The organism is Microbacterium sp. NPDC077663, from assembly GCF_044542795.1.
Classification (GTDB): domain Bacteria; phylum Actinomycetota; class Actinomycetes; order Actinomycetales; family Microbacteriaceae; genus Microbacterium.
In genome coordinates this window covers 109,711-129,826 of record NZ_JBITVE010000001.1, presented here as the reverse complement: position 1 = coordinate 129,826, position 20,116 = coordinate 109,711, and the positions used below count along the sequence as shown (strand labels likewise).

Here is a 20,116-nt window from a genome sequence, read left to right as displayed (position 1 = left end):
GATCCCAGTGCTGTGATGTCCCCGCGACACCCCTGCGAAGACATCCGCCGCCGACGCGTCCCATGAGGACCCACCGCTTCGTTCCGAAGGTCCCCCGCATGTCATCCGCAGCACCCGCGGCATCCGCCGCGCCCGCCAACCCCCGCTCCCGCGTCATCACGGCGAGCCTCATCGGCACGACGATCGAGTTCTACGACTTCTACGTCTACGCGACCGCCGCCGTCCTCGTCTTCCCCTTCCTCTTCTTCCCCGCCGGCAACGACACCACGAACCTGCTGCTCTCGTTCAGCATCTTCGGCGCCGCCATGGTGGCCCGCCCCGTCGGCGCCGTGATCTTCGGCCACTTCGGCGACAAGTTCGGTCGCAAGGCGACCCTCGTCGGCTCCCTCCTCACGATGGGTGTCGCGACCTTCCTCATCGGACTCCTCCCGACCTTCGACCAGGTCGGCGTGCTCGCGCCGATCCTGCTGCTCGTCCTCCGCCTCGCTCAGGGCTTCGCCCTCGGCGGCGAGTGGTCGGGCGCTGCGCTCGTCGCGACCGAGAACGCCCCCAAGGGCAAGCGCGCGTGGTACGGCACGTTCCCGCAGCTCGGCGCGCCGATCGGCTTCATCATCGCCAACACGGTGTTCCTGGTGATCTACTTCCTGCTGCCGCACCCCGACGGCCCGGCGCAGCGCAGCGAGGAGTTCCTCGCGTGGGGATGGCGCGTGCCGTTCCTGTTCTCCGCCGTCATGGTCATCGTCGGCTTGTACGTCCGGCTCAAGCTCGTCGAGTCCGAGACGTTCGCCAAGGCCGAGAAGACCGGCGCCATTCGCAAGTTCCCCCTCGGCGAGGTCGTCCGCCGCCACTGGAAGCAGCTGATCCTCGGCACGTTCATCATGCTGGCGACCTACGTGCTCTTCTACCTGATGACGAGCTTCACCCTCGCCTACGGCACGAAGGCCACCACCGAGGGAGCCGCCGCGGCGGCCGAGGCCACGGGGACCGCGTTCGACGCCGCCACCTACGTCCCCGGGCTCGGATTCGGCTACACCGACTTCGTCATCATGCAGATCATCGGCGTCGTGTTCTTCGGTGTGTTCACCCTGCTCTCGGGACCCGTCGCCGACACCATCGGCCGCCGCCGACTGCTGCTGTGGATCACGGGCGCGATCGCCGTCTTCGGCCTGCTCTTCAACGTGTTCCTCCTCCCGCAGCTCGACCCGAAGTTCAGCGGCGCGCTCGTGCAGGCCTTCCTCATCTTCGGGTTCATGCTCATGGGCGCCACCTTCGGACCGATGGGTGCGCTCCTGCCCGAACTGTTCCCCACCAACGTCCGCTACACCGGCTCGGCGATCTCGTACAACGTGTCGTCGATCCTCGGGGCGGCACTCGCCCCGATCGTGGCGACCGCGCTGTGGGCGGCCGCCGGTGGCTCGCCGTGGCTCGTCGGCGTCTACCTGTCGGGCTCGGCCGTCCTCACCTTCATCGCGCTGTGGCTGTCGAAGGAGACCAAGGACGTCGAGTACGAGACCAACATCGGACACGTGGACCTCGGCGCGCGCTGACAGAGCCTGATCCGACGGATGCCGCGGCCCACCCCGTCGGGAGGGTCGCGGCATCCGTCTGTCAAGAGCTCCCGCCCCCGCGGGTGCCGGGCTATCGTCGGCCCCACAGGCACATGAGGAGTGGACGATGGCCATCAAGAAGGTCGCAGACGCATCAGTCGTCGAGTACGACGAGACCGGCGGACCCGAGGTGCTGCACCTCGTCAGCCGCCCCCTCCCCGAGCCCGGCCCCGGCGAGGTGACCGTCGAGGTGATGACCATGGGCCTCAACCACATCGACGGCTTCGTCCGCTCGGGAGCCGAGAAGGAATGGGACGATCCCTTCCCCCGTCGCTCGGGCAGCTGCTTCGCGGGCACGGTCATCGCGGTCGGGCCCGACACGACGGGCTTCCCGGTCGGCAGCGACGTCGTCGGCCACCTTCGCGCAGGTGCGCAGGCGAGCCACGTGACGGTCTCCGTCGACCGCCTGGTGCGCAAACCCAAGAACGTCACCTTCGAGACCGCCGGGGGCCTCTACCTCGCCGGAACGACCGCTCTCGACATCCTCGACGAGCTCAAGGTCGGCGCCGGCGACACCGTGGTGATCTCCGCCGCCGCGGGCGGCGTCGGCAGCGTCGAGGCGCAGATCGCCCTGCACCGGGGCGCGCGGGTCATCGGCACGTGCGGCGACCGCAACTTCGACTACCTCCGCCAGCTCGGCGTGAAGCCGGTGCGCTACGGCGAGGGCATCGTCGACCGCATCCGCGCCCTCGCGCCCGACGGCGTGAGCGCGTACATCGACAACTTCGGTCAGGACGGGCAAGACATCGCCGAGGCGCTCGGGGTGCCGGCGGGCAAGTTCCGCTCGAGCGCCGACCGGCGCGAGCGCGAGGTCGCCCTCCTCTCGGATGAGCCGGACGCGGTCGCGCACGGCACAGATCAGCTGCGCAAGGTCGTCGACCTCGCCGAGAAGCGCGCCGTGAATGTCCTCGTCTCGGGCTTCTATCCGCTCGCCGACGTCGCCGAGGCGTACGACGACCTGCAGAAGCTGCACTCGCGCGGAAAGGTCGTGCTCGCCACGCACCCCGTGAACCCCCGCCGCATCCGCAAGGCGCGCGAGGTCATGGAGTCCCGGCGCTGACCCTCAATCGAGGAACAGCGCGCGCAGCCGCTTCGTCGTGAAGACGAGGCCGACGGCGATCATCACGACGTAGTACAGGACGTGCCACAGCATGTCGACCGACAGGATGCCGAGGGTCAGCCCGCGGATGAGTTCGACGCCGTGCCACAGCGGCAGTGCCATGACGACCGACTGCACCCACTCGGGGTACACGGTGATCGGGTAGAACGTCGCCGAGAACAGGAACATCGGCAGGAGGACGAAGTTGATCCAGTCCATGTGCTGGAACGTCTTCATGTAGCTCGTGATGGCCATGCCGAGGCTCGCGAACCCGAACGCGATGAGCAGCACCGCCGGGATCGCGAGGATCGCCGTCCATGCCAGGTTCAGTCCGAGGACCTGCATGACGATCATGAAGCCCGTCGCGTAGAGCAGGCCGCGCAGAAGCGCGTAGAGGATCTCGCCCAGGGCCACATCGAGCGGACCGAGCGAGGTCGCCAGCATCCCCTCGTAGAGCTTGCCGTAGTTCAGTTTGAAGAAGACGTTCCACGTCGAGTCGTAGATCGCGCCGTTCATCGCCGAGACCGCCAGGAGCGCCGGCGCGATGAACGCCTCGTAGGGGACGTCGACACCCTGAGAGGTCTGGACGGTGCCGATCAGCGCACCGAGGCCGAGACCCATCGACAGCAGGTAGAAGACCGGCTCGAAGAAGCCGGAGACGACGACGACCCAACTCGACGAGCGGGCGGCGATGAGTCCGCGTTGCACCACCGCGCCGGGGTTCCCCGCCCACAGGGCCCGCACGCCCCCGCGACGGTCCGTGGTGTCGACGGTCGCAGCGCTCACTTCGCGAGCCTCTCGATGAAGACCTTCCGACCCCAGAGGTATCCGACCCCGGCGAACACCACCAGATACGCGAGGTGGACGGCGATCATGAGCGGCGGGACCGCGGCACCGTAGGTGGCCAGCCGGCCGAGCTCGGCGCCGTGCCACAGCGGCGAGACCCAGCCGATCCATTGCAGCCACACCGGCAGTGTGTCGAGCGGATAGAACGTGCCCGAGAACAGGAACATCGGCATGAAGATGAACCGCTGCACAAGGGCGAACTGCCCCTTGTCGTCTTCGATCGAGCCCGCATACGCCATGAGCGGGATGCCGAAGGCGAGGCCGGCGAGCAGCCCGGCCGGGATCGCGAGCCAGCCGGTCCCGGGGTTCGGCACGGTCGTCCATCCGATACCGAGCGCGCCGAGGAGCCAGATGAACAGGTAGTAGGCCGCGACGGCGAACAGCATGCGCGCCGCGGCGCCGACGATGACGCCGTTCGCGATCTGCGGGCTCGAGAGGGCGGAGGCGTTGAAGCCGAAGAAGTACCGACGCCACTTGAACCCGGCCATGACGGGGTAGGTCATCTCCTCGGACGCGACCGAGATCGCAGCCGTCACGAGCAGGGCCGGTGCGACGAACACCAGGTAGTCCACCTGCACACCGCGGTCGTCGATCGGCGCCTGTATCAGGGCGGCGAGACCCGCGGCGAGACCGAGGAGGTACAGCACCGGCTGTCCGAGCGCGCCGACGACGATCGTCCACCCGTACGCGCGCATCGCGCGCACCATGTGCTCAGTCACGTACCAGCTGCCGTGACGCCGCGGCTTGCGGCCCCACGCGAGCGCTTCGGCGCGCAAGTCGTCGAGGGTCGGCTGCGCCGCCTGCGTGGTCTCGCTCATTCGATCAGCGACCGTCCGGTGAGGCGGAGGAAGACGTCCTCGAGGCTCGAACGCCGCACGAGGCTCGTCACCGGCTGCAGGCCCGTCGCCGTGACGCGCTCGAGCGCGGCTTCGCCGTCGTGCGCGTAGACGAGGATGCGATCGGGCAGCACTTCGACGCGGTCGCCGATGCCTTGCAGCTGGGCGGCGACCTGCTCGTTGCGATCGGAACCGAAGCGCACCTCGAGCACCTCACGACTGGAGTGCTCCCGGATGAGGGATGCGGGGCTCCCCTCGGCCATGATGCGCCCCTTGTCGACGACGATGAGGCGGTCGCACAGCTGCTCGGCCTCGTCCATGTAGTGCGTCGTCAGAACGAGTGTCGTACCGCGCTCCTTGAGGCGGAACAGGCGGTCCCAGAGGACGTGACGTGCTTGGGGATCGAGCCCGGTGGTCGGTTCGTCGAGCAGGAGGATGCGCGGATCGTTGATGAGTCCGCGCGCGATCGTCAGGCGGCGCTTCATGCCGCCGGAGAGCTGGTCGACCTTGTTCTTGGCCTTGTCCTCGAGCTGCGCGAAGGCGAGCAGCTCGTCGGCCTTCTGCGCGCACACCTTGCCCGGCAGACCGAAGTACCGTCCGTAGATGTAGAGGTTCTCGCGGGCGTTGAGCTCGCCGTCGAGGTTGTCCTGCTGCGGGACGACGCCCAGCCGCGAGCGGATCTCGGGGCCGAAGCGGTCGGGGTCGAGACCGAGGATCGAGAGATCCCCGCTCGTGCGGGTCGACACGGCCCCGATCATCTTCATCGTCGTCGATTTGCCCGCGCCGTTGGGGCCGAGAAGACCGAAGGACTCGCCCGGTGCGACCTCGAAGGACAGACCGTCGACCGCGAGGAAATCGGGCTTGCCCTTGTTCTTGTAGGCCTTCACGAGCTGGTCGGCGCGGATCACGGGTTCTGGCACCGGACCACCCTACCGACGGGAGGGGACACCACTCAGCCGTCGCGGAGGAAGATAGAGGGATGTCCACGCCCCGCCGCGGTCTGCGTCGCCCCTCGAAGGACGACGGCCCCCGCGCCAGCCTCCGCCAGCTCCTGCCCTTCCTCCTCGAGCACAAGGGCGTCCTCGTCGTCGTCGCCGTCCTCAGCATCCTCGAAGCGGCAGCCACGCTCGTTCAGCCGCTGCTGGTGGGCGATGTCATCGGACGCGTGCAAGCCGGCGACGCCCTCGGCATCCTCGTGTGGGTCCTCGTGGGCCTCGTGATCCTCTCCTCCCTCATCGGCGGATTCCAGCACTATCTGCTGCAGCGCACCGGCACCGCCGTCGTGTACTCCAGCCGCCGACGCCTCATCGCGAAGCTCCTGCACCTGCCGGTGCAGGAGTACGACGCTCGTCGCACGGGCGACCTGGTCTCCCGCGTCGGAACCGACACCACACTGCTCTACGCGGTCCTCACCCAGGGATTCGCGGATTCGATCGGCAACGCTCTCATCTTCGTGGGCGCGATCATCGCGATGCTCGTCATCGATCCCGTGCTCCTGCTGCTCATCGTGGTCGTCATCGGGGCATCGGCGGCAGTGGTCGGCGTCCTGAGCGGCCGCATCCGTCGGGCCACCTCCGTCCAGCAGGAGAAGGTCGGAGCGCTCGCCTCGGGGGTGGAGCGCGCGATCGGCTCGATCCGCACCATCCGCGCGTCGGGCGCCGAGTCCCGCGAGCAGGAGAGCATCTCCGCCACGGCCGGTGAGGCCTACGACGCCGGGGTGAGGGTGGCGAAGGCCTCCGCGGTCGTGGTCCCCGTGGCCGGCATCGCCCTGCAGGTGTCGCTGCTGGTCGTGCTCGGCGTCGGCGGCTTCCGCGTGGCATCCGGCGCGATCGAGATCGCGCAGCTCGTCGTCTTCGTGATGTTCCTGTTCTTCCTCGTGCAGCCGCTCGCCTCGTTCTTCGGGGCGATCACGTCGGTGAATCAGGCCCTCGGCGCCCTCGGCCGCATCCAGGAGGTCCTCGACCTGCCCGACGAGACGGCGCAGGATGCGGCGATCGCCGCCTCCGCCGCACCGTCCGCTTCCGAGGCCGCGATCGAGTTCCGCGATGTGCACTTCTCCTACCCGGATGCGGTCGTCCGCGCTCGGCGGAGCGCGCAGGACGAGGCGCTCAAGACGCTCGCCGATGCCCGCGCCCCCCTGCCCGAGGAGTCCGACTCCGAGGCGACCGTCCTGCGCGGAGTCTCGTTCCGCGTGCCGCGTGGTTCCCGGGTCGCGCTCGTGGGACCCTCCGGGGCGGGCAAGTCGACGACCCTCGCCCTCATCGAACGGTTCTACGATCCGACCGCCGGCGCCGTGATCATCGACGGCGTCGACGCCCGCGCCCTCGACCGCCTCTCGCTCCGCGCCCGGCTCGGCTACGTCGAGCAGGATGCCCCGACGCTCGCCGGCACGATCGCCGACAACCTGCGACTCGCGTCGCCGGATGCCTCGGACGAGGACTGCGAGCGGGTCCTCGCCGCCGTCAACCTGACGGACGTCCTCGAGCGCTCCCCGCTCCGACTGCAGGCCCCGGTGGGCGAGGCCGGTGTCATGCTCTCGGGCGGCGAACGTCAACGTCTCGCCATCGCCCGCGCCCTGCTGGCGGCACCGCCCATCCTGCTGCTCGACGAGTCGACGTCCTCGCTCGACGGCCTCAACGAGCAGCGGATGCGGGAGGCGATCGACGCGGTCGCGACCGGCCGCACCCTCGTCGTCATCGCGCACCGGCTGTCGACGGTCGTGGACAGCGACCTCATCGTCGTCCTCGATCACGGCCGCGTCGTCGGCCAGGGCACGCACGAGGAACTGGTCCGCGACGTCCCGCTCTACCGCGACCTCGCCGCCCGTCAGCTGCTGGTCTGACGCGAGACGTCGCAGATGGTCGCCTCCCGCGAGGGAAAGCGACCATCTGCGACGGCTCGGCGCGTGAGCCGGCGGGTCAGACCTCCTGCTGCGTGCGCTGCAGGCGGTAGCGGAGGGCGGCGAGCTCGGCGTAGAGCGCGGCGGGCACCTTGCCGCCGAACGTCCGGTAGAACTCCTCGGTGAGATCGGCCTCGGCGAGCCAGGATGCCGGGTCCACCGCGAACAGCTCATCGAGGTCTGCCTGCGGCACCTCGATGCCCGCAAGGTTCAGGTCCTCGGTCTTCGGCAGACGACCCACCGGGCTGTCGACGGCGCCGACCGACCCGTCGATCCGGCGGATGATCCAGTCGATGACGCGAGCGTTGTCACCGAACCCGGGCCACAGGAAGCGGCCGTCCGATCCCTTGCGGAACCAGTTGACCTGGAAGATCCGCGGCGCCCGGTCGAAGCGCAGCTTCTGCCCGACCTTGAGCCAGTGACCGAAGTAATCCGCCATGTTGTAGCCGCAGAACGGCAGCATGGCGAAGGGGTCGCGGCGCAGCTCGCCGACGAGACCTTCTGCCGCAGCCGTGCGCTCGGACGAGATGTTCGAGCCCATGAAGACGCCGTGCGTCCAGTCGGTCGCCTCGACGACGAGGGGGACGTTGGTCGCGCGACGACCGCCGAAGAGGATCGCGTCGAGCGGCACACCCTCGGGGGCGTCCCAGTCGTCCGCGATCTGCGGGCACTGCCCCGCGCTGACCGTGAAGCGGGAGTTGGGGTGGGCGGCGGGACGACCGGATGCCGGGGTCCAGTGCTTGCCCTCCCAGTCGATGAGCTCGGCGGGCGCCTCGTCGGTCAGCCCCTCCCACCAGACGTCGCCGTCGGGGCGGAGCGCGACGTTGGTGAAGATCGTGTTGCCCCACAGGGTGTCGACCGCCGTGACGTTGGTCGACTCGCCGGTGCCGGGGGCGACGCCGAAGAAGCCCGCCTCGGGGTTGATCGCCCACAGGCGGCCGTCCTCACCGGGACGGAGCCACGCGATGTCGTCGCCGAGGGTCTCGACGCGCCAGCCCGGGATCGTCGGGCGGAGCATGGCGAGGTTCGTCTTGCCGCACGCCGAGGGGAACGCCGCGGCGACGTGGTACGCCTTGCCGGCCGGGTCGATGACGCGGATGAGCAGCATGTGCTCGGCGAGCCACCCCTCGTCGCGACCGATGACCGACGCGATGCGCAGGGCGAAGCACTTCTTGGCGAGGATCGCGTTTCCGCCGTAGCCCGATCCGAACGACCACACCTCGAGCGTCTCGGGGAAGTGGACGATGTACTTCTCGTCGTTGCAGGGCCACGGGACGTCCTGCTGGCCCGGCGCCAGCGGCGCGCCCACCGAGTGCACCGTCTTGACCCAGGGCTTGCCGTCGGCGATCTGCTGCAGCACCTCGGCGCCGACACGCGTCATGATGCCGATCGAGGTGACGGCGTAGGCGCTGTCGGTGACCTGGACGCCGATGTGCGAGAGGGGGCCGCCCACGGCGCCCATCGAGAACGGCACGACGTACATCGTGCGGCCCCGCATGCTGCCGGCGAACAGAGGGGTGATCGTGGCGCGGATCTCGTCGGGGGCGATCCAGTTGTTGGTGGGCCCGGCATCCTCTTCGCGCTCCGATGCGATGAAGGTACGGCCCTCGGTGCGGGCGACGTCGCTCGGGTGCGAGCGGGCGAGGTATGAACCGGGTCGCCACTCGGGGTTCAGCTTGATGAGCTTGCCCTCGTCGACCTGCTGCCGCAGCAGGGCGTCGTTCTCGGCTGCGGAACCGTCGACCCAGTGGATGCGGGCGGGCTCGGTGAGGGCGGCGATCTCGTCGACCCACGCCTCGAGGGCCGCCATCCCCGCGCCGGTGACGGTGGGGCGGATGCCGGTGGGCGCCGTCCCTGCCGCGGGCGCAGCGGCGGCGGTGACGGTGCGGGTGGGGCGGGTGAACAGGTCTGCGATGGCCATTCGGCGCTCCTCGGTCGGGGTGGTCGTGGTTCCACTGTGCGCCTGCGCCAGCCGGCTTTCAGCGATTCTCGGCGTAAAAAACTTGGATTCTTTCGCTAACATCAAGATCATGGCGACGCCCCTCCAGCTCTCGACCCTCGGCCACCGCATCCGGCACCACCGCCAGGCGCACGGCTACACGCTGGACGAGCTCGGTGCCGTCGTCGGCATCGCCGGCAGCCAGCTGAGCCTCATCGAGAACGGCAAGCGCGAGCCGAAACTCTCGGTGCTGCAGGCCATCGCCACCGCGACGGGCACCGACGTCACCGATCTGCTCTCCAACGAGCCGCCCAATCGTCGCGCCGCGCTCGAGCTCGAGCTCGAACGCGCGCAGCGGAGTCCTGTGTTCCGACGCCTGGGCGTCCCCCCGGTCAAGGTGAGCAAGACGATGTCGGACGAGGTGATCGAGGGGATCCTCGCACTGCACCGCGAACTCGAACGCCGCGAACGCGAGTCGATCGCAACCCCCGAAGAGGCCCGCCGCGCCAACACCGAGTTGCGACTGCGGATGCGGGAGCAGAACAACTACCTCCCCGACATCGAGAAACTGGCGGAGAAGAAGCTGAAGGCGGCCGGACACACGACCGGCGCCCTCACCCACCGGACCGTGAGCATCATGGCCGAGCAGCTCGGCTTCGAGCTGATCTACGCGGGCGACCTTCCCCACTCGGCGCGCTCGGTCACCGATCTCGAGAACGGTCGGATCTACCTGCCGCCGGCCTCCATCCCCGGCGGGCACGGTCTGCGGTCCATGGCCCTGCAGGCCATGGCCCACCGGCTGCTCGGTCACGCTCCGCCCACCGACTACGCCGACTTCTTGCAGCAGCGTCTCGAGATCAACTACTACGCGGCGTGCTGCCTCATGCCGGAGACGGCGTCGGTCGCGTTCCTGTCGCAGGCGAAGAAGGATCGCAACCTCGCCGTCGAGGACTTCCGCGACGCCTTCGGTGTGACCCACGAAGCGGCAGGGATGCGGCTGACGAACCTCCTCACGCAACATCTCGACATCCCGCTGCACTTCCTCCGTGTGGACGGCGCGGGCGCGATCAACCGGGTCTACGAGAACGACGGACTCCCCCTGCCGATGGATGTGACCGGATCGGTGGAGGGCCAGGTCGTCTGCCGGAAGTTCGCGGCGCGGTCGGCATTCGCCGAGCAGAACCGCACGACCGAGCACTACCAGTACACCGACACACCTGGCGGCACCTTCTGGTGCTCGAGTCAGACCGGCACGACCGCCGAGGGCGAGTTCTCGATCACGGTCGGCGTGCCGTTCGACGACGCCCGCTGGTTCCGCGGGCGGGAGACCCATAAGCGCGCGACGTCGACGTGCCCCGACGAGGCGTGCTGCCGCCGCCCCGACGCCGAGCTCACCGAGCGATGGCAGGGCAAGGCGTGGCCGAGCGCTCGCGTGCACATGCAGATGTTCTCCCCCCTGCCGCGCGGGATGTTCCCGGGGGTCGACGACGGCGAGGTCTACGCGTTCCTCGACCGACACGCCTGAGGACCGTGTTCGGCGCCGTGTTGAACGGCCGAGCATCCCGGGTGTACGCTCACGCGGTGAGGTTCGCCTAACCTAAGTCGCGACTCGACCCGACCGAGTCCGCGGACGGGCTGCGACGGGGCAGCAGGCACCGGCCTCACTTCCGTGAACCCGAAGAGATCCCGTGCTCGCCTCGCTCCTGCCCCCCTTCCTCATCGGCCTCCGCGAAGGTCTCGAGGCCGCGCTCGTCGTCGGCATCCTCGCCGCCTACCTGACGCGCATCGAGCGCCGAGACGTCCTCCCCCGACTGTGGGCGGGCGTCGGGCTCGCTGCGACGCTCGTCCTGGTTATCGGCGCCGTCCTCACCTTCGGCGCCTACGCCCTCACCTTCCAGGCGCAGGAACTCATCGGAGGACTGCTCTCCCTCCTGGCCGTCGGCATGGTGACGTGGATGATCTTCTGGATGCAGCGGACCGCCCGCACCATGCGGTCCCACCTGGAGCGCGGCGTCGACCGCGCCCTCGCGATGGGCGGGTTCTGGGGCATCGTCCTGATCGGCTTCGTGTCGGTCGCCCGCGAGGGGATCGAGACGACCCTCTTCCTGTGGTCGATGGTGCAGTCCTCCGGCGAGGAGGGTGTCGGACTGGTCGGCGCGGTCCTCGGCATCGCGGTCGCGATCGTCCTCGGGTGGTTGCTGGCCCGTGGAATGGTGCGCCTCGACCTCCGCCGGTTCTTCGCATGGACCGGAGGCTTCCTCGTCGTCGTGGCCGCCGGGGTCCTCGCCTATGCGATCCACGATCTGCAGGAGGCGGCAGCCCTGCCGGGTCCGTTCTCGGATGCCGCCACGATCGACCCGGCCACCGGAGCCGTCGGCGTGGGCTGGAGCGGCTTGCCCTTCGGTTGGGCGTTCGACGTGACCGGTGGGATCGCCCCCGACAGCACGCTCGCCGCGATCCTGCAGGCCACGGTCGGCTTCATGCCGCAGATGACGTGGCTCCAGGTCATCGCCTGGGGCGTCTACCTCCTCGTCGTCGGCACGTTCTTCGTGCGCGGGCTGCTCGGACGCCCGCGCCCCCGTCCTGCGGCATCCCCCGCCGCCGCCACGCCCCGCCCCGCATCCCAAGGAGCATCATGACCCTCGCCCGTCGCGCGCACGCGCCCGCCGCCCTCGCCCTCACCGCCCTGGCCGCCGTCATCCTGTCCGGATGCGTGGCCAAGACCGATGCGGCCGGCGCGGACGCCCTCACCGTCACATCGACCGACGACTCGTGCGACGTCTCGACGACGACGGCGACCAGCGGCACGCTGACATTCGCCGTCTCGAACCGGAGCTCGCAGGTGACGGAGTTCTACCTCCTCGCCGAGGACGGCCTGCGGATCATCGGCGAAGTGGAGAACATCGCGCCCGGCGCCGAGCGTACCCTCACCGTCGTCGCCCAGCCGGGCGCGTACACGACGCTCTGCAAGCCCGGAATGGTGGGTGAGGGCATCGGCCGGGCGGACTTCACGGTCACCGGCGACACGGTCGCCGCCACCGGCGACGACGCCGAGCAGAAGGAGAAGGCCGTCGACCTCTACGCGGCCTTCGTGAAAGATCAGGTCGAGCAGCTCGTGCCGGCTGTCGACACCTTCGTGACCGCCTACGAATCCGGGAAGGACGACGAGGCCCGCGCGCAGTTCCCGAGGGTCCGCGCATACTACGAGCGGATCGAGCCCGTCGCGGAGTCCCTCGGAGACCTCGACCCGCGGATCGACTACCGCGAGGTCGACGCCGTCGCGGAGGGCCTCGACTGGACCGGTTTCCACCGCATCGAGAAGGACCTCTGGGTGCCGGAGAAGGACGCGCTGAACGCCGACGGCGAGACTCCCGCCTGGCAGGACTGGGCACCGTCGACGACCGCAGAGCGCGCCGCCTTCGGTGACCAGCTCATCGCCGACGTCGCAGAGCTGAACGACTACGTCCACTCCGACGCGTTCCAGCAGGCTCTCGACGCACAGGGGGTGGCGGGGATATCCAATGGGGCCATCGCGCTCCTGGACGAGGTCGCGACCGGCAAGATCACGGGCGAGGAGGACTGGTGGTCGGGCACCGACCTGTCGGACTTCGCGGCCAACGTCGAAGGCTCGAAGATGGCCTTCTCCCTCGTCGAGGACCTCACCGCTGCCACCGGTGCGGACGGGGCGGCGCTCACGAAGGAGATCACCGGCCGCTACGACGACCTCGAGGCGGCGCTGGCCGAACACGGCTCACTGACGGACGGATTCGTCGCCTATCGCACGCTCACCGACGACGACAAGCGCACCCTGACGGACCTTCTGAACGCCCTCGCCGAACCGCTGTCGCGGCTGACCGCGACCGTCCTGCAGTGACCGCGGAGGAGACGGAGTCCCCGGACGCGCCGCGTCCCGGACTCAGCCGCCGGGGGCTGTTCGGTCTGGCCGCCGGCGTCGGCGCCACGGGCCTCGCCCTCGGTGCGGGCGGCGGGGCGTGGGCCGCGAGCTCCCTCGGGCACTCGAACGTGGCCGATGCTTCCGTCCACCCCTTCTTCGGGGAGCACCAGGCCGGGATCACGACCCCGATGCAGGATCACCTGCACTTTGCATCCTTCGACATGATGGAAGGCACCGACCGCGCCGACCTGCAGTCCGTGCTGCAGGACTGGAGCTACGCGGCTGCCCGGATGACGCAGGGCCTCGACGTCAGTGCGACGGGAGCGGTCGGCGGGTCGCCCGAGGCGCCGCCGGACGACACCGGCGAGGCGCTCGGGCTGCCGGCATCCGCTCTCACCATCACCTTCGGGTTCGGCCCCACCCTCTTCGAGGCCGCGGACGGGACGGACCGGTACGGCCTCGCCTCGCTCCGTCCGGCAGGGCTCGCGAAGCTCCCGGCCTTCCTCGGCGACGATCTGAACCCGGCACTGTCGAACGGCGACCTGTGCATCCAGGCGTGCGCCGACGACCCGCAGGTCGCCGTCCACGCCGTCCGCAACCTCAGTCGTATCGCGTTCGGCCGCGCCCGCCTGCGGTGGTCGCAACTCGGGTTCGGCAAGACCTCGAAGACGACCGCCGCGCAGGCGACGCCGCGCAACCTCTTCGGGTTCAAGGACGGCACCGCGAACATCCTCGCGGACGACACGGAGGGTCTCACCGAGCACGTCTGGGTCGGGCGCGGCGACGAACCCGCGTGGCTCGCGGGCGGCTCGTACCTCGTGGCCCGCAAGGTCGCGATGATCATCGAGACGTGGGACCGCGTGCGCCTGTCGGAGCAGCAGCGGATCATCGGACGCGACAAGTCCGAGGGTGCCCCGCTCTCCGGTGGCACCGAGACGACGGCTCCCGATTTCAGAAAGCGGGATGCCTCCGGCTCCCCCGCCATCGACGCCGCCTCGCACGTGCGCCTGGCCCATCCGGAGCTGAACCGGGGCATCCGCATCCTGCGACGCGGATACAACTACGTCGACGGCAACACCGACCTCGGCCGGTTGGATGCGGGGTTGTTCTTCCTGTCGTATCAACGCTCCCCCGAGCAGTTCATCTCGCTGCAACGGTCGCTGTCGACGGATCTCATGAACGAGTACGTACGCCATGTGGCGTCGGGGATCTGGGCGATCCCCCGCGGCGCGCGGACCGGGTCATACGCCGGTGCGGAGCTGTTCGCCTGATCAGGGAGAACAGCTCCGCACACGGTGGGGCGGGGAGCACGCCCCCACGTGCTCCCCGCCGTCTCGCGCTGCCCGAATCGCGCGAGATGAGTGAAGGTCAGTCCTTCTTGAAGGCGTCCTTCACGTTCTCTCCGGCCTTCCTGGCGTCGGCCTTCGTCTGGTCGGCCTTGCCCTCCGCAACGAGCTTGTCGTTGTCGGTGGCCTTGCCGATCGCTTCCTTCGCCTTGCCGGCGATGTCCTGAGCGGCGTTCTTGATCTTGTCGTCGAGTCCCATGAGGGTCTCCTTTCTGTGTGGGTGGGTGAACCGGTGCCTGGTTCGAGGTGTCGGTGGGTCAGCTGACCCGGGGAGCGTCCGAGGCGAGCCTGCTGCGCAGACCGCCGTGGACGGAGACGAAAGCAGGGGTGTCGGTGCCCGTCACTGCCGCGAGGCCGTCGACGAGGCGGTCGACGTGATCGACGATCCGGCGAGGGTCGGCACCCTGACGGGCGGTGACGCTCACGTGGAGCACCGGCTCGTCCTTGACGCTGTGCGCGGTGACCGACGCGGCGACCACGTCATCCTGGCGGCTCATTGAGTTCTTCACCGCGTCAGCGGCGAACGACTCGGTGACCGTCACCCGACCAAGCGGGTTCTGCGATCCGCTCGAGCGGAGTACCGTCTTGGAGCGCCGGCTGACGAGCGTCGTCATCGCGGCGATGAGGACCACCGCGACGATGAGGGCGACCGCGGTCGCGCCGATGACGGCCCAGCTGAGGGTCGTCCCGCCGATCGCGGTGGCATCGCTCGCCGACCGGAGCGCGTCGATCACGGTGGAGCCGGACGAGGTCCAGGTCTCGCCCACGGCGGGGACCGCGGCGGCGGTGGCGGCGGCCCCTCCGGCGACGACGAGCACCAGACCGAACAGGAAGAGCAGGGTGCGATTCAGCGCACGATTGGTGTCGTTCATGCCGACTTCTCCTCTTCGTCGGAGCGCTCGATGCGAACGCGGGTGCGGACGGGACGAACGAGCTTCAGCGCGGCGACTTCCGCCGCGGCGACAGCCTCGACCTGACCCTTGTCGATCGGGATGCCGGCTCCCGGCCGGACGGTGACGTCGATGCTCCGGTGGGCCACGCCGACCGTCACACGGTCGCGACCGAGACCGGTCTCGTCGCTCACCCGCTGGGCGAGCGATGACGCGAGCACACCGTTGTCAACGACCGCGGCACGGCCTCCGGCATCCACTTCGTGCTTGGACAGTCGTCCCGGCGCGAGGGCGAGGACGAGGAGCCACACACCGAGCGCGGCGACGACGAGCCCGCCCGCCACCGCGGCGGCGACGGGGACATCGGTCGGCAGCCCGGCGACCCACTCCAGCGCGGCCATGGGCCGCACCAGCAGGGACGGCAGCGCGGCGAGCGCGAGGATGAGTTCGACAGCGACGTAGAGGCACGCCAGGACGGCCAGCAGGAGGACGAGTGCGAAGGCGACGCTGCGAGGCGAGTGGGTCTCGCGGCGCACGACGCGACGCAGCACGGGAGTGGTCATCGCACACGCTTCCTTTCCGGTGTCAGGGCACCTGTCACAGTGATGTCGACTCGGGCGACATCGCGTCCGAGAAGGTGGGTCAATCGGTCGCGCAGCTGCTCCTGCATCCGCGCGGCGCGCTCGAGGACGGGGACGGTGCCGCGCACCGCCTCGAGATCATCGAGGTCGGGGACCGGCAGGGGGCTCGAGATCTTCACAGCCATGCCGTCCCGTCGATCGGCGACACCCACGGAAACCTTGCCCCGCGGGACGCCGATGACATCGGCGGACACCGCCCGCGCGATGCCGACGAGCACTCGCTCGGCGACATCCGTACGGCCGGCGACGCCGGGCTCCACGGCGGCGGGTCGCGAGGACCCGCCGACCGCGGTTCCGTCGGTGTCGATACGCATCAGGACGTACGCCGTCCCGTGAAGGCGTCGGTCACGGCCCGCAGATCGAGCTGGCCGGACACAACGCGTCCGATCACGGCACCGATCGCCATGAACAGGCTCACGAGCAGGAAGCCCCAGAACCCGAAGACGAGAGCGGCGACGGCGAGCACGGCGCCGAGGAGGGCGCCCTTCATCGTGGCACTCATGAGACGCGCGACTCCTCGGCCTCGTCGTCCTCGTCACCCGGGATGTGGACGTCGTCGACGGTCACGTTGACCTCGACGACCTCGAGCCCGACGAGGCGGGTGATGGCGCCGGCGACGGCGTCACGCACCTGCGCGGCGACCTGGTGGACGGGAGTGGGGTACTCCACGACGATGGTGAGGTCGACAGCGGCCTGGGTCTCGCCGACCTCGACCTTCACCCCCTGACCGAGGTCGGTGGCGTTGATGGCGTTGCGGATGGCGCCGAGGGCGCGGGCTCCGCCGCCACCCAGCGCGTGCACGCCGGGGATCTCACGGGCCGCGATGCCGGCGACCTTGGCCACGACACCGTCGGCGATGACCGTGGTGCCGTTCGTGGCGGACGAGGTCTCGTCGACGGCGGGCGTCGTGCGGTCCACGCGACCGGCGCCCGGGGTGACGGGAGCGGTGGTCTTGGGGGTCTCGGTGGCCATGATTCTCCTCTTTCTCAAACGATCTGGCGACGCCCTGTCGGTGCGTCGTGGGCCGCTGTTGTCGGCCTCACAGATAAGAGGGCCGGGCGTCCGGATTCGTCACAAAAAAGTTCGGAGAATCTTCGAGGGGGTTCTGAGGTCAGTGGATCCGGGCGATCTGGATGCTGATGCGTGCGTCGTCGGGCGTGTTCGCCAGCAGCGCGTCGGCCACGCGCCGGGCGGCGTCGGGAGTGCTGTCCAGGGAGGCGGTCGCGATCCGGGCGGCGACCAGCGGCACGCCGTCGCGGACGGTGACCGCGACCTCCGCCATCCGGTCGTCGGCCTTGCCGGCAGCCGCGGCGATGAGGCCGGGGATGCGACCGATGGCCGATCGTGGCGAGTAGACGTCGGTCACACCGTCCACGGCCCGGACGCGGGCGACGAGGTCGGGCTGGTCGTCGGAGAGCGGCTCGGACATGCTCACTCCTCCCCTTCTGTGCCGTGCAGTTCCTCGACGGCGACGTTGACAGCGGTGACGTTGAGTTCGGTGTGCTCGGCGAGGACGCGGTAGACGAGGTCGCGGAGCGCGGAGGTCAGCTCGGGGATCGACCGACCCCAGGCCACCGACGCGGTCAGGTCGATGCGCACCGGGGCGCCCGGCGTCTCGGCATCGCCGATGATCTCGGTGCGTCCCAGGTAGATCCCGTCGAGCGAGTCCGCACTCGAGCGCACCAGTGAACGCACGGCGCCCTCGGTGACGGTGATCGTCACACGCGGATCGGGGTGGTGGATCGGGAAGCTCCGGCCTGCGCGCAGCTCGGAGTGGATGACCGAGAGGATGCCTTCGAACCAGCTCTCCGGAGGCCGCGGCATCCGTTCGGCGTCGTCGGCGACGAGGTCGCGCGAGAGCTGTCCCACCCGCTCGAGCGCTTCGACGGCGTTGAGGCAGTCGGGGCACGACTCGATGTGCGGGTCGCGCGGCGTGCGGCCGGCTTCGACGTAGCTGCTGAGTTCGTCGATGGTGCGCCCGCAGTCGGGGGTCGAGGCGTCGTCGGGCCTCATCGCCACCCCTCCATCTCGATCGCGATGCTCGCCCGCGCACGTGCGAGCAGTCCTCGGACGGTGCTGTCGGTCATGTTCATCTCTTCTGCGATCTCGGCGTAGCTGAGCTCAGCCACTTCTCGGAGCAACCAGCATCTCCGTTGATCCTCTTTGAGTCGATCCAGCGCACGCGACAGGGCGGCAAGGCGGTCGTTCTGGATCGCGGCGCGCTCGGGGAGGGCTGCTGACGACGGCGGCAAGGTCGCCTCGTCAAGAGCATCCTCTCGCGACTTGCGCGTGGCAAGCGCCAGCGCTTCGCGTCCCGCGATCCGCATCAGCCAGGACTTCACCGCCGACGGGTCGCGGAGGGTGGGGAGCTGCTTCCAGGCCGTCACGAAGGCGTCCTGGACGACGTCGTCGGTGTCGGCGACGGACTTCACGATGCGGTACACGTACGCCCGGACGAGGGAGGAATGCCGCCGCACGATCTCACCGAAAGCGGCGGTGTCACCGTCGACGGCTCGCTGGACGAGGATCCGGTCGGCGACATCGCGCAGCGGAGAGATCACGATGCTCTCCCTCCCGTGCGGCCTCTTCGGGTGAGACCGTGTCGAGGAGAAGGTAATCGCGCGGTTCTCCTGCCGAGAACGCCTTGCGCAGCACCCCGCGACTCGCTAGGCGAATCCGAAGAAGCGCCGCACCCTGGCGAGTGCCAGGTCTACTCCGCTGTTCGTCTCTCCGGGGAAGAGCAGCGCGTCCGCCTCGCCGGTGGACCCCTTCGCCAGCGAGAGCCGCCAGGTTCCGACGGCGACGCCGCCGCGCAGGACGACGGCGCGCATCATGCCGTTGGCCGTGGGACCGACGCTCACCCGGTCCCCGGCGCCCAGTGCGACCGAGCGATCGGCGTAGGCCAGCGTGTATTCGTCGAACGCGGGAAGTGCGAGGGTTCCTGCAGCGTGTGAGGAGTCCGGCTCCGCGGCATCCTCCCGGTCGACGAGGAGCCCGTCACCGACGGAGGCGACCCTGTCGCCGGCTCGCTCGACGACGGCGCGGGCAGCGCCCGCGGGGATCCCGGCCCACCAGGCGAAGTCGGCCGACGACGCCGGCGCGTGCCCACGCAGATAGGCGAGGAGCAGGTCGACGCCCGGGTCCTCGCCCACCGGGCCGCCGCCGGGGAGCGGCACGAGGTACTGCTCGCGCGTGACGCCGTCCTCGCGGGGCACGACGGGCCCGAGCGCCAGCACACCGCGGAAGGACAGGGCGAGCAGGACGCCGTTCGCCTGCCTCGCCGAGCCGGTGACGCCCTCACGCTCGAGCGCGGACGAGAACTCCGCCCGGGTCGCCCGCCCCCCGGTCGCCACCGCGTCCCGGAAGACGCGCTCGGCCCGCTCGACGAGGCCGGCGTCTGCGCCGAGGGCACGCAGTTGACGCTCGCCGGTGACGGCGAGGATGCCGGGAACCGACGACGGGGCGACGGCGTGCAGCGTGCCGCGCTGGGTCCAGGCGCGGACGATCTCGCCGTCGTCGAATGCCCGGTCGACGTCATCGACGGTGAGGTCGCCGGCAGTACGGATGCCGAGAGCCCAGCGCCCCGCACCGAAGTCCTGCGCCTGCACGGCGTGGAGATGCCGCACCACCGCGCCGACGTCGGGGGCGGGCGAGGCGAGCAGGTGCGACCGGAGTCGGTGCGCCCGAACCGTCGCGACCTCAGTGGGCTCCGACATCGGCTGTCAGGCCGTCTCGTACGGCTGGAGCGCGTCGATCACGCTCGATGCGAAGTCGGCGCTCGCGCCCCAGTCGAAGCGGAACAGCGCCCCCTCTCCCCCGCCGGAGCCGCGGAAGACCGCGACCGTCGGGCCGGCGAGGTTCTCGATCGCGACGGTCAGCGATGCCCGACTGCTGGTGCGCATGTAGTACTTCTCGAAGATCAGCAGCGTCATCTGATGCCCCGCCTCGGTCGCCGTCGCGTGCTGCCCGACGCATTCGACGGTCATCCCCGACGACTGCACGTGGTCGAGGACGATCCGTGCCGCGTCGAAGGGCGTGAGGCTGATCGTCATCGTCTGCAGCATGTCCGCAGTGTGACACGGGGGCGTGCGCGGCGCACGCCTCGTGATTACACTGAG

The 20,116-nt window shown here is 69.7% G+C and carries 22 protein-coding genes; 7 read left to right on the top strand and 15 right to left on the bottom strand.

What is annotated here, in order from left to right:
* Window positions 1-98 precede the first annotated feature (98 nt).
* Together ACIGEP_RS00590 and ACIGEP_RS00585 are read left to right on the top strand one after the other, a co-directional pair.
* Window positions 99-1,547 (top strand): MFS transporter, encoded by a 1,449-nt coding sequence (locus ACIGEP_RS00590; protein ID WP_396659693.1) that lies wholly within the window; start codon window positions 99-101, stop codon window positions 1,545-1,547.
* Window positions 1,548-1,674: 127 nt separating this feature from the next.
* Window positions 1,675-2,667 carry an NADP-dependent oxidoreductase gene (locus ACIGEP_RS00585; protein ID WP_396659692.1) on the top strand — a complete coding sequence of 331 codons (993 nt, stop codon included), beginning with the start codon at window positions 1,675-1,677 and terminating at the stop codon, window positions 2,665-2,667.
* 3 nt (window positions 2,668-2,670) lie between these two features.
* On the opposite strand, the gene ACIGEP_RS00580 is transcribed toward ACIGEP_RS00585, so the two are convergent.
* Genes ACIGEP_RS00580 through ACIGEP_RS00570 form a run of 3 tightly spaced genes read right to left on the bottom strand, consistent with a single transcriptional unit; the run spans window position 2,671 to window position 5,308 of the window.
* Window positions 2,671-3,492 (bottom strand): ABC transporter permease, encoded by an 822-nt coding sequence (locus ACIGEP_RS00580; protein WP_396659691.1) that lies wholly within the window; start codon window positions 3,490-3,492, stop codon window positions 2,671-2,673.
* Window positions 3,489-4,370, bottom strand: a complete 882-nt coding sequence (locus ACIGEP_RS00575; RefSeq protein WP_396659690.1) for an ABC transporter permease — start codon at window positions 4,368-4,370, stop codon at window positions 3,489-3,491. Before ACIGEP_RS00575 ends, ACIGEP_RS00580 begins: the two co-directional genes overlap by 4 nt.
* Window positions 4,367-5,308 carry an ABC transporter ATP-binding protein gene (locus ACIGEP_RS00570; protein WP_396659689.1) on the bottom strand — a complete coding sequence of 314 codons (942 nt, stop codon included), beginning with the start codon at window positions 5,306-5,308 and terminating at the stop codon, window positions 4,367-4,369. The genes ACIGEP_RS00575 and ACIGEP_RS00570 overlap by 4 nt, the downstream gene beginning before the upstream one ends.
* 59 nt (window positions 5,309-5,367) lie before the next feature.
* Between ACIGEP_RS00570 and ACIGEP_RS00565 the strand changes: the two genes are divergently transcribed.
* Complete coding sequence (locus tag ACIGEP_RS00565; RefSeq protein ID WP_396659688.1) at window positions 5,368-7,230, top strand: ABC transporter ATP-binding protein; 1,863 nt, start codon at window positions 5,368-5,370, stop codon at window positions 7,228-7,230.
* Between the two features lie 76 nt (window positions 7,231-7,306).
* Here ACIGEP_RS00565 and ACIGEP_RS00560 read toward each other — a convergent pair whose 3' ends face one another.
* On the bottom strand, window positions 7,307-9,208 hold the full coding sequence (locus ACIGEP_RS00560) for a phosphoenolpyruvate carboxykinase (GTP) (RefSeq protein ID WP_396659687.1): 1,902 nt from the start codon (window positions 9,206-9,208) through the stop codon (window positions 7,307-7,309).
* A gap of 109 nt (window positions 9,209-9,317) precedes the next feature.
* On the opposite strand from ACIGEP_RS00560, the gene ACIGEP_RS00555 reads away from it, so the two are divergent.
* The 4 genes from ACIGEP_RS00555 to efeB all read left to right on the top strand — a co-directional run bounded on the left by ACIGEP_RS00555 (window position 9,318) and on the right by efeB (window position 14,392).
* Window positions 9,318-10,751, top strand: coding sequence for a helix-turn-helix domain-containing protein (locus ACIGEP_RS00555; protein ID WP_396659686.1), 1,434 nt, complete (start codon window positions 9,318-9,320; stop codon window positions 10,749-10,751).
* A gap of 163 nt (window positions 10,752-10,914) precedes the next feature.
* Window positions 10,915-11,865, top strand: a complete 951-nt coding sequence (efeU, locus tag ACIGEP_RS00550) for an iron uptake transporter permease EfeU (protein ID WP_396659685.1) — start codon at window positions 10,915-10,917, stop codon at window positions 11,863-11,865.
* Complete coding sequence (gene efeO / locus ACIGEP_RS00545) at window positions 11,862-13,100, top strand: iron uptake system protein EfeO (RefSeq protein ID WP_396659684.1); 1,239 nt, start codon at window positions 11,862-11,864, stop codon at window positions 13,098-13,100. The genes efeU and efeO overlap by 4 nt, the downstream gene beginning before the upstream one ends.
* A complete protein-coding gene (gene efeB, locus ACIGEP_RS00540; protein ID WP_396659683.1) occupies window positions 13,097-14,392 on the top strand; it encodes an iron uptake transporter deferrochelatase/peroxidase subunit in 1,296 nt (431 codons plus the stop codon). The genes efeO and efeB overlap by 4 nt, the downstream gene beginning before the upstream one ends.
* Before the next feature lie 97 nt (window positions 14,393-14,489).
* Here efeB and ACIGEP_RS00535 read toward each other — a convergent pair whose 3' ends face one another.
* The 11 genes from ACIGEP_RS00535 to ACIGEP_RS00485 all read right to left on the bottom strand — a co-directional run bounded on the left by ACIGEP_RS00535 (window position 14,490) and on the right by ACIGEP_RS00485 (window position 20,062).
* Entirely contained in the window at window positions 14,490-14,666 is a 177-nt protein-coding gene (locus tag ACIGEP_RS00535) for a CsbD family protein (protein ID WP_396659682.1), read from the bottom strand.
* 58 nt (window positions 14,667-14,724) lie between these two features.
* Window positions 14,725-15,339, bottom strand: a complete 615-nt coding sequence (locus ACIGEP_RS00530) for a hypothetical protein (protein WP_396659681.1) — start codon at window positions 15,337-15,339, stop codon at window positions 14,725-14,727.
* The gene (locus ACIGEP_RS00525) at window positions 15,336-15,920 is read right to left on the bottom strand and encodes a DUF6286 domain-containing protein (protein WP_396659680.1); all 585 of its coding nucleotides are present in this window, start codon (window positions 15,918-15,920) and stop codon (window positions 15,336-15,338) included. The genes ACIGEP_RS00530 and ACIGEP_RS00525 overlap by 4 nt, the downstream gene beginning before the upstream one ends.
* Window positions 15,917-16,312, bottom strand: coding sequence for a hypothetical protein (locus ACIGEP_RS00520; RefSeq protein WP_396659679.1), 396 nt, complete (start codon window positions 16,310-16,312; stop codon window positions 15,917-15,919). Before ACIGEP_RS00520 ends, ACIGEP_RS00525 begins: the two co-directional genes overlap by 4 nt.
* On the bottom strand, window positions 16,312-16,500 hold the full coding sequence (locus ACIGEP_RS00515; protein ID WP_396659678.1) for a DUF2273 domain-containing protein: 189 nt from the start codon (window positions 16,498-16,500) through the stop codon (window positions 16,312-16,314). The genes ACIGEP_RS00520 and ACIGEP_RS00515 overlap by 1 nt, the downstream gene beginning before the upstream one ends.
* The gene (locus ACIGEP_RS00510) at window positions 16,497-16,970 is read right to left on the bottom strand and encodes an Asp23/Gls24 family envelope stress response protein (RefSeq protein ID WP_396659677.1); all 474 of its coding nucleotides are present in this window, start codon (window positions 16,968-16,970) and stop codon (window positions 16,497-16,499) included. The genes ACIGEP_RS00515 and ACIGEP_RS00510 overlap by 4 nt, the downstream gene beginning before the upstream one ends.
* 139 nt (window positions 16,971-17,109) lie before the next feature.
* On the bottom strand, window positions 17,110-17,427 hold the full coding sequence (locus ACIGEP_RS00505) for a hypothetical protein (RefSeq protein WP_396659676.1): 318 nt from the start codon (window positions 17,425-17,427) through the stop codon (window positions 17,110-17,112).
* 2 nt (window positions 17,428-17,429) lie between these two features.
* Window positions 17,430-18,011 carry an Asp23/Gls24 family envelope stress response protein gene (locus tag ACIGEP_RS00500; RefSeq protein ID WP_396659675.1) on the bottom strand — a complete coding sequence of 194 codons (582 nt, stop codon included), beginning with the start codon at window positions 18,009-18,011 and terminating at the stop codon, window positions 17,430-17,432.
* Window positions 18,008-18,559: an RNA polymerase sigma factor gene (locus ACIGEP_RS00495; protein WP_396659674.1), complete on the bottom strand. Its 552-nt coding sequence runs from the start codon at window positions 18,557-18,559 to the stop codon at window positions 18,008-18,010. The genes ACIGEP_RS00500 and ACIGEP_RS00495 overlap by 4 nt, the downstream gene beginning before the upstream one ends.
* A gap of 105 nt (window positions 18,560-18,664) precedes the next feature.
* Window positions 18,665-19,714 (bottom strand): winged helix DNA-binding domain-containing protein, encoded by a 1,050-nt coding sequence (locus tag ACIGEP_RS00490; RefSeq protein ID WP_396659673.1) that lies wholly within the window; start codon window positions 19,712-19,714, stop codon window positions 18,665-18,667.
* 6 nt (window positions 19,715-19,720) lie between these two features.
* On the bottom strand, window positions 19,721-20,062 hold the full coding sequence (locus tag ACIGEP_RS00485; protein WP_396659672.1) for a DUF6054 family protein: 342 nt from the start codon (window positions 20,060-20,062) through the stop codon (window positions 19,721-19,723).
* Between the last annotated feature and the right edge of the window lie 54 nt (window positions 20,063-20,116).